Consider the following 13,457-nt stretch of genomic DNA (forward strand, 5'->3'; position numbering starts at 1 on the left):
CCTTGTTCGACCAACTTCAACTCGACGTCCCCACCAAAGAGCCCTTCGACATCGCCTCGTAGTGCCAATTTCGATCGCCTGAACATCGGCAAATCAATGACTTGCGCAAAAATATGTCGAACTCGGGGGGCCTGATCGGGCGGCAGATGTTCGCCATTGATGGCGTCAAGCTGCCGGCCAACGCCAGCAAGGAACGCAGCGGCACCCATGGCGAACTGCTGCACCGGGCCGAGCGGCTGGACAAGGCTGCCCGCAAGATCATCCAAGCGCACCAACGGCTAGACGTCGGCGGGGATGAGTCGGGCCTGGACGGACAACGCCAGAGCCGCATCAACGCGCTGCGCCAAGAAGCGCAAGCCACGCGCGACTTCATCGCCCGCAGCGCCCCGCGCCTCAACCGCAAAGGCCAGGAGCTCAAGACCAACGTCACCGCCCCCGACAGCGCCAAGATGGCCACTGGCAAAGGCGTGATCCAGGGCTACGCGGCGCAGGCAGCGGTGGACAGCGAGCACCAGATCATCGTGGCTGCCGAGGTCATCGGCTCAGGCTCGGAGCAGGCCACGCTGCTGCCCATGGTCCAGGCCAGCGAAGCGGTGAGAAACCAGGACACGCTGATCACGGCCGATGCCGGCGACCACAGCAGCGAGAACCTGCAGGCCCTGGCTGAGCAAGGCATTGAGGCACTGATCGCAGACAACCAGATGCGACAGCGCGACGCGCGCTTGGAAGGGCAGGGCAAACACAAGGCCAAGCCCGATCCGCTGTACCAGAAGAAACCCACGGGGCAAGGACAGGGCAAAGAGGGAACGATCCGGCTGTACCGCGCGCAAGACTTCCGCGTGGCCGAAGACGCCAGTCACTGCATCTGCCCGGCGGCCCAGAAGCTCTACAGCAACGGCAGCGGCTGCACGATCAACGGGCGAGGCTGCCACAAGTACACCGGCAGCAAGAGCGGCTGTGGGCCGTGTGAACATCGACAAAGCTGCCTGCGTCACCCGCAGCGTACGGCGGTGCGCCAAGTGGCGATCTTCAAGAAGAACCAGACCAGCCCCAACGAAGTGCTCCAGGCGATGAAGCAACGCATCGACAGCCCAGAAGGCCGCAGGCGCTACAGCCAGCGCATCGGGACCGTGGAGCCGGTGTTTGGCAACATCCGGCACAACAAGAGGTTGAACCGGTTCACGCTGCGTGGCAGCAAGAAGGTGGGCACACAGTGGCGGCTGTACTGCCTGGTGCACAACATCGAGAAGCTGGCCGGGTACGATCTGAAGAAATAGCGTGCATGGGCAGGGCCGGCTCGGTGCCAGAATGGGCACCACAGGCCCGATCAGACGGGAAGATCAACCGAAAACGAGATCAGGAAGGCTCGAGTCCATGGACATCCGAACGACCACGCTCATGCGCCAGCCAGCGGCTGGACTTGGGGTTTTTGCACAGCTTCGTTAGCCCACTTCAATCGCGAGAACTTGATGATCACTACAGAAGAAATAGCGAGCTGCATAACCGAAATTGAGCGCGACTCAAGGAAACGAAGGGCCGCGCCCAGCCAGTCGGGCCAAGCCTGTTCATGCCAGGGCTGCAGCCAGATGAAGGCGCGCATTTGCAAGCCTGTCTCCACCAGCCAGGCACGCCAGAGGGCCGTGGCGGGGCAAGCTGGCGCCTCGTGGCGGGCACACCGGCCTGCCAGGACATGCAGGCCGGTGTGCGGCAGGTAGCCGGCGGGCAGGCCGAGCGGGACCAGCAGCAGCGCAAGCCCGGGGTGGCCGAACCAAGCCAACACCCCACCCAGAACCAGCAGCGCGGCGAGCTGCGCAAGCAGGAGATAACGCGGCCAGCGGGCGGTCATGGATGGAGGTTCATGCGGAGTTGTGTTGAGTCTGCGCCGGAATTCAAGCGTGCCGCATCGGCCAGTTCATCGGCCACGGGTCAGCGCTTCATCAGCGCCATCAGGCGCGTGAAGGTTTTGCCATACGGCGGGCGGATCAGCGCGGTGCCGGCCAGGCGCGGCTGGCGCAGCACGGGCTTGAGCTTGCTGAGGGTGTCGAAGCCCCAGCGGCCGTGGTAATGACCCATGCCGGAGGGGCCGACGCCGCCGAAGGGCAGATCGTCCTGCGCCACGTGCATGAGCACATCGTTCACCGTCACGCCGCCGGCATGGGTGGTGCGCAGGGCGCGGGCGATGCGGCGCTTGTCGCGGTCGAACCAGTAGAGCGCCAGCGGGCGTGGGCCGGCGTTGACATGGGCGATGGCCTGTTCCACCGTGTCGTAGGGCAACACCGGCAGCCAGGGGCCGAAGATCTCCTCCTGCATCAGCGCGATGTCGAGCGGCGGGTCGATGAACAGCGTGGGCGCGAGGCGATGCCGCAAGTCCATGCGCTGCGCGCCGTCGAACAGCGCATGCAGCTTGACCCCGGCGGCGCGCGCTTGCGCCAGCAGGCTGGTGAGCCGGCTGTAGTGGCGCAGGTCGACGATGCTGCAGTAGTCCGGGCTGTCGAGGCCTGCGGGGTAGAGGCGGCGTGCCGCCTGTTCGCAGGCGGCGACGAAGGCGTCCAGCTCGGCGCGTGGCACCAGCACATAGTCGGGCGCAACGCAGGTTTGCCCGGCGTTCACCAGTTTGCCGTAGACGATGCGCTCGGCGGCCAGGGCGAGGTTGCATCCGGGCGTCAGCACCGCGGGCGACTTGCCGCCCAGCTCCAGCGTCACCGGCACCAGGTTGGCGCTGGCAGCGGCCATGACGCGACGGCCGACTGCGGTGGAACCGGTGAACAGCAGGTGGTCGAAGGGCAGGGCGCTGAAGGCCGCGGCCTCGTCGGCACCGCCGGTGAAGATGGCCAGCTCGGCGGGGTCGAACGCCGCGCGCACCAGGCGCGAGAACTGGACGCCGAAGGCCGGGCTGAATTCGGAGAGCTTGACCATGGCCCGGTTGCCGGCGGCGAAGGCCGAGGCCAGCGGACCCACGGCCAGGTAGAGCGGGTAGTTCCACGGCACGATGATGCCCACCAGGCCGAGCGGTTGCGGCAGCACCTGCGCGCGAGCCGGCCAGAACCAGATGGAGGTGGACGCGCGGCGTGGACGCATCCAGCCCGCACCGTGGCGCAGCGCATGGCGGATGGCTTCGAGCGAAGGCATGATGTCCAGCACCTGCGTCTCGGCGATGGCGCGGTGGCCGAAGTCGTCGGAGATGGCGTCGCACAGCAAGGCCTCGTGGTCCTGGATCAGGGCGGCCAGCCGCTTGAGGCGGTCGCGCCGCGCCGACCAGTCGGGATAGGGGTCTGCGCGGCTGGCCGCGTGCAAGTGCTCGTAGGCGGCGCGCAAGTCCGAGGAGAACAAAGGGGGTCTGTCCATGCTGCTTCCTCCGGTTGCGATCCGCCTTATGCTAAATCTGCTCGAAACCAGCCGCCACCCCGTGTTTGCGGCAAGTTTGCAGCACCGGGCCGCAGCACGAGCGCCAGCCGCAACCAGCAGCATTGACATTGCCTCCACCATGCCGAGCCAACCCCTGCACACGCTTTCTCTGCCGACGTCTCCCCCACCCCCACCCCCCACTTCCACGCCTTCCAGGGGTTCCATGGCCACACCTCTCCTGCCGCATTCCATGCGGCTGCTCGAACGCGGCTGGCTGTCGGCCAACAACATCGTGTTCCTCGACGACGCACGTACCGCCAGCGTGGTGGACACCGGCTATGTGCTGCACGCGGCGCAGACCGTGGCATTGGTGCGGCATGCGCTGGGCGGGCGGCAGCTCGCGCGCATCGTCAACACCCATCTGCATTCCGACCACTGCGGTGGCAATGCCGCGTTGCAGTTGGCGTTCGGCGGCGCCGCGCACTGCGCCGTCACCGTGCCGGCTGGCGAACTGCGGGCGGTGAACAACTGGGACGAAGACGCGCTCTCCTTTCGCTCCACCGGCCAGCAGGCTGCCGGCTTCAGCGCGGCTGCCGGCATGGCGGCGGGCGACCTGCTGCAGTTGGGCGGCATGCCTTGGCGGGTGCATGCCGCGCCCGGCCACGACCCGCATGCGCTGATGTTGTTCCAGCACGATGCGCGCCTGCTCATCAGCGGTGACGCGCTGTGGGAGCACGGCTTCGGCGTGGTCTTTCCCGAGATGGTGGGCGAGAGCGGCTTCGCGGCAACGCGCAGCACGCTGGACGCCATCGCGGCCCTCGCTCCCGCCGCCGTCATCCCCGGCCATGGCGCCGTTTTCACCGACGTGGCCGCAGCATTGGCGCGTGCGCGCTCGCGCCTCGGCGTCTTCGAGGCCAGCCCCGAGCGCCATGCCCGCCACGGCCTGCGCGTGCTGCTCAAGTTCCAGTTGCTGCAACAGCCCGAAGGCGTGGCCCGCGATGACTTGCGCGCCTGGTTTTGCGATGCCGAGCTTGTGGCGCGCGCGGCACGCCACTTCTGGCCGAACCTGACCCTGGACGCGCTGTTTTCCGAAACCCTGGACGCGCTGTTTCTGGCCAGTGCCGCAAGCCGCCGCGATCACCTGGTGTGCAACGCCGATCCGGCCTGAATCACCAGCGCATCAGCATCCGATGCGCTGGTGTCGCTGATCCAGCGGGTGCCGCTGGTGCCTTGAACCCGGCTCACTCGGCATGGCCGGCAAATCCCATCCGCTGTTCGCCCATCATGCCCAGGCGCTGGTTGGCGATGGCCCTTTGCTCGGGGCTCAGCACGGCGTAGAGATGCTTGAAGGCCTTGGTCATGGCCTCCATGCCGGTCAGGCGTTGCTGCAACAACTGCGTGCGCGCCTGCATGCGATCGGGGGCGGTTGCGTTCGCGTCCCGCAGCTTGCCGCGCATGGTTTGCATGGCCTCGGCTTGCTGCTTGGCCTGGGTGGCGAAGGCTTGCCAGGCGGGTTCCTGCGCGGCGGTGATGTTCAGCGCGGCCTTGGTGTCGGCCAGATGGCTGTCCACCATCGCCGCGGTATCACCCCCATGCATCATGCCTTCGGCCATGCCGCGCTGACCCATGATGCCCTCGCTCATCATGCCCCCGCCCATCATGCCTCCACCCATCATGGACCCCGGCTCCATGCCGGTGGCGGCGTCCGACATGCGATATGAGCCCATGCCGCCGGATTGCGCAAAGGCCGTACCGATGGCGGCGGCGGACAAGACGGCGGTGATGCCGACAATGACTTTCTGACTGCGTTTCATGGTGCTGCTCCTGTCTGAATTAGTGAATGGCTCAAGGGATGATCCCGCCGGGCCAGATGGAAGGAAGTCCTTCGCAACGGTTCCCATTTCAGCCTCGGCATGTAAGCGCGCCATGTCAACAAAGCGCTTTTTTGTATCGCACTGCGCGCAATCCTGACGTTGACATGCTGCGTTACATTGTTTTTTCCTGAGCACCCGGCCAGCCGGCCAAAATCGGCGCATGGAAACCTCCGACCACATCCTGATCGTCGATGACGACGCCGAGATTCGCCGCCTGCTGAGCGCCTATCTGCAGAAGAACGGCTTGCGCGTGACGGCTGTTGGCGAGGGAAAAGCGATGGAGCGCGCGCTGCTGGCCTCCGGCGTCGACCTGATCGTGCTCGACCTGATGCTGCCCGGCGACGACGGCCTGACCCTGTGCCGCAAGCTGCGTGCCAAGTCGGACATTCCCATCCTGATGCTGACGGCGCGCGGCGAGGAAACCGATCGCATCGTCGGCCTGGAAATGGGCGCCGACGACTATCTGCCCAAACCCTTCAGCGCGCGCGAGTTGCTGGCGCGCATCAAGGTCATCCTGCGCCGCGCCCGCAGCCTGCCGAGCAATCTTCAGCCGGAAGAGGTGCGCCAGGTGCGCTTCGCCGGCTGGACCCTCGACACCGCCCATCGCCACCTGGTTTCGCCCACCGGCGTGGTGGTCGCGCTGAGCGGCGCCGAGTACCGGCTGCTGCGGGTTTTTCTGAGCCACCCGAACCGGGTGCTCAACCGCGACCAGTTGGTCGATCTGACGCAGGGCCGTGAGGCCGACCCGCTCGATCGCAGCATCGACGTGCAGGTCAGCCGCTTGCGCCAGCGCCTGGGCGACGACCCGCGCGACCCCGCCCTGATCAAGACCGTGCGCGGCACCGGCTACGTCTTGTCGGCCCCGGTCGAGGGAACGGCTTGATGCGCCTGCTGCCGGCGTCGCTGTTCGGGCGGATGATGCTGATCCTGTTCAGCGGCCTGGTGCTTGCCCAGATCCTGAGCGCCTCGATCAATTTCGCCGAGCGCGATCGCCTGCTGTTGCGCAGCAGCGGCATGCAGTCGGCGCAGCGCATCGCCGACATCGTCAAGCTGCTCGATTCCCTCGGCCCGGCCGAGCGGCAGCGCATCGTCACCATTCTCAGCGTGCCGCCGCAGGTGGTGAAGCTGGAGGCAGCGCCGCGGGCGCCGAGTGCCGCGGCGCTGGACAACCCCCATGCCGCCATGTTCTCGGCCGCGCTGCATGCCGCGCTGGGCGATGCGCGGCCGCTGCGGGTTTCCGTCCGGCAGGTCGCGCCGGGCGCCAGGCCATCCGGGCTCGAGTCCGGCCGCCAGGGCATGATGGGCGAACATGCGGGCATGGCAGCGGCCATGTCGGCAGCCATGCCGGGCATGCCGGATATGCAGGCCATGAGACCCTCCATGTCATCGGGCTTGATGTTCCTGACCCAGGTGCAACTGCGCGACGGCAGTTGGGTCGCTTTCGACACCCAGCTGCCGCAAGGCCCGGCCAGCACGCCGTGGCGACTGCTGCTGACCCTGCTGGTGCTGCTGCTGACGGTGCTCGTCCTGTCGTATGCGGCGGTGCGCTGGATGACCCGGCCGCTGGCGGTCCTGGCATCCGCCGCCGATGCCCTGGGCAAGGACATCAACCGGCCGCCGCTGCCCGAGACCGGGCCGACCGAGGTGAGGCGCGCCGCGCATGCGTTCAACATCATGCAGTCCAGCCTGGTGCGTTTCATTCAGGACCGCACCCGCATTTTCGCCGCCATGTCGCACGACCTGAAAACGCCCATCACCCGCATGCGCCTGCGCACCGAACTGCTGGAAGACGCCGACTTGCGCCAGCGCTTCGACAAGGATTTGCGCGAGATGGAGCTGATGGTGACGCACACGCTGGATTTCATGCGCGGGTTTGAGCCGCCGCAAGTGGCGCGGCCGATCGACATCACGGCGCTGCTCGAAAGCCTGCAGGCGGACAACCAGGACATGCACCGCGAGGTGGCCATCGAAGGCCAGGCGCTGGCCCCCTACGTCGGCGACCCCGAGCGGCTCAAACGCTGCCTCTCCAACCTGATCGACAACGCCATCCTCTACGGCAGGCAGGCGCGCATCATCGTCGAAGACAGCCCCGCGGCCCTCACCCTTCGCATCCGGGACCAGGGGCCTGGCATCGCGCCAGACGAACTCGACAAAGTGTTCGAGCCGTTCTACCGGCTGGAAGCATCACGCAGCCGCGAGACCGGCGGCACCGGCCTGGGGCTCGGCATCGCCCGCAACATCGCGCGCGCGGCCGGTGGCGATGTGACCTTGCGCAACCACCCGGATGGCGGCCTGGAGGCCACGTTGCATCTGCCGCGCAAACCCGGCCTTCCATGAACCGCGATGGCGTCCTGTCCGCAGGTCGGTTGATCGAGTTCCCGGCGCCCGGCCGAGCGTGAGCCTGACCATCAGGCTCGAGTCTGCGCCATGGAAAAGAGCCCTCGTGGGCTCCAGGGCTCAAAACCAGACGCGCCTTGGAGCCGCTGGGCTCTTAGGCGGACCCATGGCGTTAAGAGGTCCGAAGTGGCTTATGGATTTTGCAATCCCGTAACCTCAACGACGACGCGACGATCCGGCTGTAGGCAGGCGATTAATTGCTTGGTAATTTTATTGCCCACGCACTGATCGGGTTTTGTTGCTGGATCTTCTCCATCCTTGCCCATTGCAGTTATTTTCGCTGCGTCTATGCCGTCAACATCCACGAGATATTTCTTGACGGCTTCGGCGCGACGCTTTGACAGCAGCATATTATAATGGTGCGCACCAATTCTGTCAGAATAGCCGGTTACGGAAATATCTGAATATTGTGCCCCTTTCAGTTTTTGTGCGAATTGATCAAGTTGCTCTTTGCCTTCGGGCATAAGCTTGGATTGATCGAAGCCGAAAAATGAATCAGCCAGAAACGTAACGCGAGTCGGTTTCGGCGCAGGCGCCACCACGACTGGGGCTGCCATGATTGGTGTCGGCGCTGGTGTGCTGGCAACTGGCTCTGGAGTCATGACAACTGGTTTTGGTTCAGGCGGCTGCGGTTGTGACTCGCGACCAAAAGGAAAAACGAGGCTGACCGAATAAACATCAATATCACCAAGATTTCCAACCGCATCGTTCACACGGTAACGCTTTGCGTCGGCGCGCAAAGAAACCCAATCATTGATTTTATATTGAGCGCCCAAGCCGAAATTGTAACCTCCGCCATTGTTATTGGCAGTCGGTATGGTGTGAACGCCGCCTGTGCTCGAAAAGCTGTCTTGCGTTCTCGTGTACTGGCCGCCAATGAAGCCGAGAAGAGTCATGCGCGGAGTGATTGGCCAAAGCCCGACGGCATCAAGAGCCAGCCCTGAAAACTTGGCATTTCCAGATAGTGTTCCCGCGGGATTTGTGCTGGCGTTGTAGCCAAATTCACCAAGATTAAAATAACCGCCTTCTAGTGCGAAATAGTGGTTAAAGCGATAGCCCAGGAATAAATTGTATGCCGTATCCCCTTGGCTATTGTTGATTCCATTAACCCCGAAGCCTGACGCTTTAAGGCCTGAAATAATGCGCGGGTCATCGATCGATGCCCTGGAGTGACCAATGCCTCCGATTCCATACAGGTTTGGAAGTCCATCCGCGTGAACAACCTGAAACGCAAGGCCTTCGAGGCATAACAAACCAGTCAATGCTGTAACTCTCATAAGTCTCATTTTAATTCCCCAAGAATGATTGATGCGGAGCTTTATTTCTGCTTATCAAATGCTGCATGCCCTATGGGGCGGCAGCATTTGATGGCAAATTGACAGAGATTCGAACGAGTTTCGAAAATGGTCGTCATGCTCATCAAGGAAGCGTGATGGTGGTGTTAACCATGGTCACGGATGCAACCAAACTCAAGGCCCTGCCGATCAAACTTGTCTGGATCGCCGTGCCGGCTGTCGAAAATGTGATGCCCGAGTTTGAAATGATGGTCCCGGCCATGGCACTTCCGGTCGCAATCGTGGCCGCGCTGCCGACTGCCCAAAAAACATTTTTCGCCTGTGCATTGTTGATCAACAGGATCTTGGGGGCAAATGTCGGGGATCCAACCGTCAAACTGCTGGCCATCTGGAAAACCCATACGGCATTATTATTGCCTTGACCGTCGAGCGTCAAATTACCCGCGGTAATCGAGAATGTTCCACCCGCAGCGGTGTAATCACCGGGCGCTAAAGTCAAATTACCAAGTTCACCAGCTCCAGGGCTAGGGCCTGGCGCCAGGGATTGCAGATAGTTATAGGCCGTGCGTGCATCCGATTGTGCTTGGGTCGCGATCGCAAGGGTTTGCGTCGTTCCTGGTGCCGGGGGGCCGCAATCAATGGTTCCCGTGACCTGCCCTATATTCAGGGGTGTTTCGGTATAGACGGTACCCGTGCTATCGTGGAAACCAGTAATCAGGGTGCATGCGGCCGTTGTGCCGAGATTGCCAGCAACGATGGTATTAATTCCCTGATTCGTGACTCCAGCCCCACCGCCAAATGCACCGAAAGCTGCAGCGGTTCCAAGTATGCTTGCTGAAGTGGTTGGAGGGGTCGTATTTGTCGGGGTAGTCGTGTTCGTTGGTGTGGTTGCCCCTGGAGCACCAGCGCCGCCACTCGCGGCAGGTTGAACAGACGCACCTAAAATGGGATCTTTCCCCCCGCCTCCGCCACAACCGGAGAGCAGCGTTGCGAATATCACAACGAAAAGCCACCCGGCGAAATTGAAATTAAAATAAGTTTTAATCATCGCTGTCCACCTAATGTGTTTATTGAAATCAGAAAATATTCATTATTTTCGGTCACATCTTAATTCTATTTGGCAAAAAAATAATCTGTCTGTTCGGTAGAACACATAGCGGATATCGTCAGATCACAATCATCCAAGCCGCGTTGAGCGCCTTGTCTGTGGCATTTTTGAAACAATAGGCAATCGTGTTGAATGGCCGCACGATGAGCTGGATCAAGCCTGATTTGCGTGAGTTTTGTGACGCCGAGATGCGTTGCTGCGCGCAATATGGGCGAGCAAGTGGGCGAGCAAGGCGCAATGCGAGTGATTCCCGGCTGTCAGTGGACAGTCGGATTTGTCCCACAGCGGCCCACTGCGAAAAATCCGCACGGACTGGTCAGGCAGCTCGCCGTCGTGACATCGGCGGGGGATTTTGCCGGCCGCAAACCTGGACCTGGTCTTTGGCGGTCTTGGCGCCACTGGGTGGAGCCGATGAAAAGCTCATGTCGCCACAATCGGTGGCGTCGAGGCGAGGCCCATGGTGTTGTGGTTTACGCCTGTCGGACAGCCTCTGAAACGGGTTCCGCATGGCATTCGCAGGGCTCGCCAGCCGCAGCGTGCTGCAGGTTCTGCAGGATGCCGCATGCGCTCGCCGTCTGGTTGGCGTGGCAGGTCTCGCGTAGTGCGTGCAACTGCTGCTCCAGCAGGCGCAGCGATTCGAGCTGATGGTGAATGCGGGCGATCTGCTCGTCGATCAACTGGTTGATGGCGTCGCAAGCCGATTCAGGATGCTCCTGAAAGCTGCGCAACACGCGCACGTCTGGCAATCCCATGCTCAGCGAGCGGCAGTGGCGAATGAAGTTGAGCTGCGCCAGGTGGCCACTGGTGTAGTTGCGATAGCCGTTGCCCTCGCGGGCGGGCGCGTCCAGCAAGCCTTCGCGCTCGTAAAACCGCACCGTCTCCACGTCGCAGCGGCCGCGCTGCGCCAATTCCCCGATTCGCATGATGCATTCCCCTATCGTTCAAAGGCACTTGACCCTGTAGCAGGTACAGACTGTTCAATGATGGCACTGTTCACCGAGATCCGCCATCATGAGCCAGCACGACCCCACCAGCACAGCGTTACGCCTGCCTGTCCAGGCGCAAAACCATGGACCCGTCTGTGACCACGATCATGCGCACGATCATCGTCACCACCACGGCCCTGAAGCCCATGCCCATGCACACTCGGCAGCCGATCCCTGCTGCGCCCCGGCGACGCAGACCGACTGCGCGACGGGGGCGTGCAAAACCAATCCGGCACCCGACGGGACGAGCCGGGTTCGCTACCGTATCGACAAGATGGACTGCCCCACCGAGGAGCGCCTGATCCGCAACAAGCTGGAGGCCATGCCCGGGGTTGTGCAGCTCGACTTCAATCTCATGCAGCGGGAACTCACGGCCTATCACCGTTTGGACCAGCCGCAGGAGATTGCCGTGGCGCTGGGCAAGCTGGACATGGCACCCAAGTTGCTAGAAGCCAATGCGCCGCCTTCCGTGCTTCCCCCGGCCCTGAGCCCGCGGCAAAAAGGCCTGCTCGCAGTTGCTGGCATCGCCGCGGTCGCGGCCGAGATCATCGCCTGGTCGAGCGGGCGGGAGACCTCATGGATGGTGATGGCGCTTGCCGCCGTGTCCATCGTCAGCGCCGGCCTGCCCACCCTCAAAAAGGGCTGGATCGCACTCAAAAACCTGACCCTCAACATCGACTTCCTGATGTCCATCGCCGTGGCCGGGGCCGTGGCGCTCGGCAAGTGGCCGGAAGCGGCCATGGTGGTGTTCCTGTTCGCCGTGGCCGAAGCGATCGAGGCGCTGTCGCTGGAGCGTGCCCGCAACGCGATCAAGTCGCTCACGGCCATCGCGCCGGAAACCGCCGAGGTCAAGGCCGGCGAGGCCTGGCAGACCAAGCCGGTGGCCGAGGTGGCCGTCGGCAGCCGCATCCGGGTGCGCACCGGTGCGCGGGTGCCGCTGGACGCACGCGTCGCGTCCGGCCGCGCGGCGCTGGACCAGGCGCCGATCACCGGCGAAAGCCTGCCCGTGGACAAACAGGCGGGCGACCTGCTGTATGCCGGCAGCATCGTTGCCGATGGCGTGGTGGAAGCCACCGTCTCGGCCTCGGCCGGTGACAGCACCTTGGCCCGCATCGCCCTGGCCATCCAGAGCGCGCAGTCCCAGCGCGCGCCGACCCAGCGTTTCGTCGATCAATTCGCGCGCTACTACACCCCTGCGGTGGCGGTCTTCGCCATCGCCGTGGCCATTCTCGGCCCGCTGCTGAGCGGTGGAGGCTGGAACTCCTGGCTGTATGAGGCCCTGGTCATGCTGGTCATCGCCTGCCCCTGCGCCTTGGTGGTTTCCACCCCGGTGACGGTGGTCAGCGGTCTTGCGGCGGCGGCCAGGCATGGCATCCTGATCAAGGGCGGGGCTTATCTCGAAGGCGGTCGTCTGCTCAAAGCCGTGGCGCTCGACAAGACCGGCACGCTGACCCGCGGCAAGCCCGCGCTGACCGACGCCATCCCGCTTGGCGACCTGCCGATCGCGCAAGCCTTGCGGATCGCCGCCAGCCTCGATGACCACAGCACGCATCCGGTCGCCCAGGCGCTGGTTGCCGGTTGGCGGGCGCAGCAGCCGGGTGCCGCAGTGCTGCCCGTCGAGGGTTTCGGCGTGCTCCACGGGCGTGGCGTCAAAGGCAGCGTCACCGGCCAGCTCTGGCATCTGGGCAATCACCGTCTGGTCAAAGAGATCGGGGTGTGTTCGGTGGCACTGGAGGCGCGGCTTGCCGTGCTGGAAAATGCCGGCAAAACCGCCATCGTTCTGTGCGGCGCGGCCGGCCCCGTGGCCGTGTTTGGCGTCGCCGACACCCTCAGGCCGGAGAGTGCACAGGCCGTTGCGGCCCTCAAGGGGCTGGGTGTCGAACCGGTCATGCTGACTGGCGACAACCCGGCCACGGCACGGGCCATTGCCGCCCAGCTCGGCATCGCCGATGCGCGCGGCAATCTGCTGCCGCAGGACAAGCAGGCCGCCGTTGCCGAACTGCATGCGCGCTACGGTTCGGTCGGCATGGTCGGCGACGGCGTGAACGATGCGCCGGCGCTGGCCCGCGCGAACATCGGCTTCGCCATGGGGGCGGCCGGCACCGCCACCGCGCTGGAGACCGCCGATGTCGCCATCATGGACGACGACCCGCGCAAGATCGCCGACTTCATCCGCTTGAGCCGGCGCACGGCCATGATCCTCAAGCAGAACATCGCCCTGGCGCTGGGCATCAAGGCGGTGTTCTTCGCCTTGGCCCTGAGCGGCGTGGCGACCTTGTGGATGGCCGTGTTCGCCGATGCCGGGGCCAGCCTGCTGGTGGTGTTCAACGGCATGCGATTGCTGCGCGAGACGTCGCTGCGCCAAACGCCTGGCGTCGCGATTGTGTCCACCTCACCTCGTGGTGGCGCAGAGGTCTTGACCGGCTGATCCACATGGAGAACACGTCAATCG

At 63.9% G+C, this 13,457-nt stretch carries 11 protein-coding genes; 5 read left to right on the top strand and 6 right to left on the bottom strand.

All coding sequences use genetic code 11. The annotated features are described in order from the left end of the window. Positions 1 to 101 precede the first annotated feature (101 nt). Positions 102 to 1,277: a transposase gene (locus ACYCUK_RS11610; RefSeq protein ID WP_461594920.1), complete on the top strand. Its 1,176-nt coding sequence runs from the start codon at positions 102 to 104 to the stop codon at positions 1,275 to 1,277. A 119-nt stretch (positions 1,278 to 1,396) separates the two neighbouring features. Here ACYCUK_RS11610 and ACYCUK_RS11615 read toward each other — a convergent pair whose 3' ends face one another. Both ACYCUK_RS11615 and ACYCUK_RS11620 read right to left on the bottom strand, forming a co-directional pair. Beyond that, positions 1,397 to 1,846: a hypothetical protein gene (locus ACYCUK_RS11615; protein ID WP_461594921.1), complete on the bottom strand. Its 450-nt coding sequence runs from the start codon at positions 1,844 to 1,846 to the stop codon at positions 1,397 to 1,399. A gap of 80 nt (positions 1,847 to 1,926) precedes the next feature. Further along, the gene (locus tag ACYCUK_RS11620; RefSeq protein WP_461594922.1) at positions 1,927 to 3,345 is read right to left on the bottom strand and encodes a coniferyl aldehyde dehydrogenase; all 1,419 of its coding nucleotides are present in this window, start codon (positions 3,343 to 3,345) and stop codon (positions 1,927 to 1,929) included. Between the two features lie 223 nt (positions 3,346 to 3,568). Between ACYCUK_RS11620 and ACYCUK_RS11625 the strand changes: the two genes are divergently transcribed. After that, complete coding sequence (locus tag ACYCUK_RS11625; RefSeq protein ID WP_461594923.1) at positions 3,569 to 4,513, top strand: MBL fold metallo-hydrolase; 945 nt, start codon at positions 3,569 to 3,571, stop codon at positions 4,511 to 4,513. A 73-nt stretch (positions 4,514 to 4,586) separates the two neighbouring features. Here the strand turns inward: ACYCUK_RS11625 and ACYCUK_RS11630 are convergent, their stop codons facing one another. After that, positions 4,587 to 5,159, bottom strand: a complete 573-nt coding sequence (locus tag ACYCUK_RS11630) for a Spy/CpxP family protein refolding chaperone (protein WP_461594924.1) — start codon at positions 5,157 to 5,159, stop codon at positions 4,587 to 4,589. A gap of 220 nt (positions 5,160 to 5,379) precedes the next feature. Between ACYCUK_RS11630 and ACYCUK_RS11635 the strand changes: the two genes are divergently transcribed. Next, positions 5,380 to 6,102: a response regulator gene (locus ACYCUK_RS11635; protein ID WP_461594925.1), complete on the top strand. Its 723-nt coding sequence runs from the start codon at positions 5,380 to 5,382 to the stop codon at positions 6,100 to 6,102. Continuing rightward, positions 6,102 to 7,556: an ATP-binding protein gene (locus ACYCUK_RS11640; RefSeq protein WP_461594955.1), complete on the top strand. Its 1,455-nt coding sequence runs from the start codon at positions 6,102 to 6,104 to the stop codon at positions 7,554 to 7,556. Before ACYCUK_RS11635 ends, ACYCUK_RS11640 begins: the two co-directional genes overlap by 1 nt. Before the next feature lie 191 nt (positions 7,557 to 7,747). Here the strand turns inward: ACYCUK_RS11640 and ACYCUK_RS11645 are convergent, their stop codons facing one another. The 3 genes from ACYCUK_RS11645 to ACYCUK_RS11655 all read right to left on the bottom strand — a co-directional run bounded on the left by ACYCUK_RS11645 (position 7,748) and on the right by ACYCUK_RS11655 (position 10,942). Further along, the gene (locus ACYCUK_RS11645) at positions 7,748 to 8,893 is read right to left on the bottom strand and encodes an OmpA family protein (protein ID WP_461594926.1); all 1,146 of its coding nucleotides are present in this window, start codon (positions 8,891 to 8,893) and stop codon (positions 7,748 to 7,750) included. Positions 8,894 to 9,035: 142 nt separating this feature from the next. Next, entirely contained in the window at positions 9,036 to 9,959 is a 924-nt protein-coding gene (locus tag ACYCUK_RS11650; protein ID WP_461594927.1) for an ice-binding family protein, read from the bottom strand. Between the two features lie 530 nt (positions 9,960 to 10,489). Next, a complete protein-coding gene (locus ACYCUK_RS11655; RefSeq protein WP_461594928.1) occupies positions 10,490 to 10,942 on the bottom strand; it encodes a Cd(II)/Pb(II)-responsive transcriptional regulator in 453 nt (150 codons plus the stop codon). A gap of 88 nt (positions 10,943 to 11,030) precedes the next feature. On the opposite strand from ACYCUK_RS11655, the gene ACYCUK_RS11660 reads away from it, so the two are divergent. Then, positions 11,031 to 13,433: a heavy metal translocating P-type ATPase gene (locus tag ACYCUK_RS11660; protein WP_461594929.1), complete on the top strand. Its 2,403-nt coding sequence runs from the start codon at positions 11,031 to 11,033 to the stop codon at positions 13,431 to 13,433. The last annotated feature ends 24 nt before the right edge of the window (positions 13,434 to 13,457 follow it).

This window comes from Thiomonas sp. (assembly GCF_054608695.1).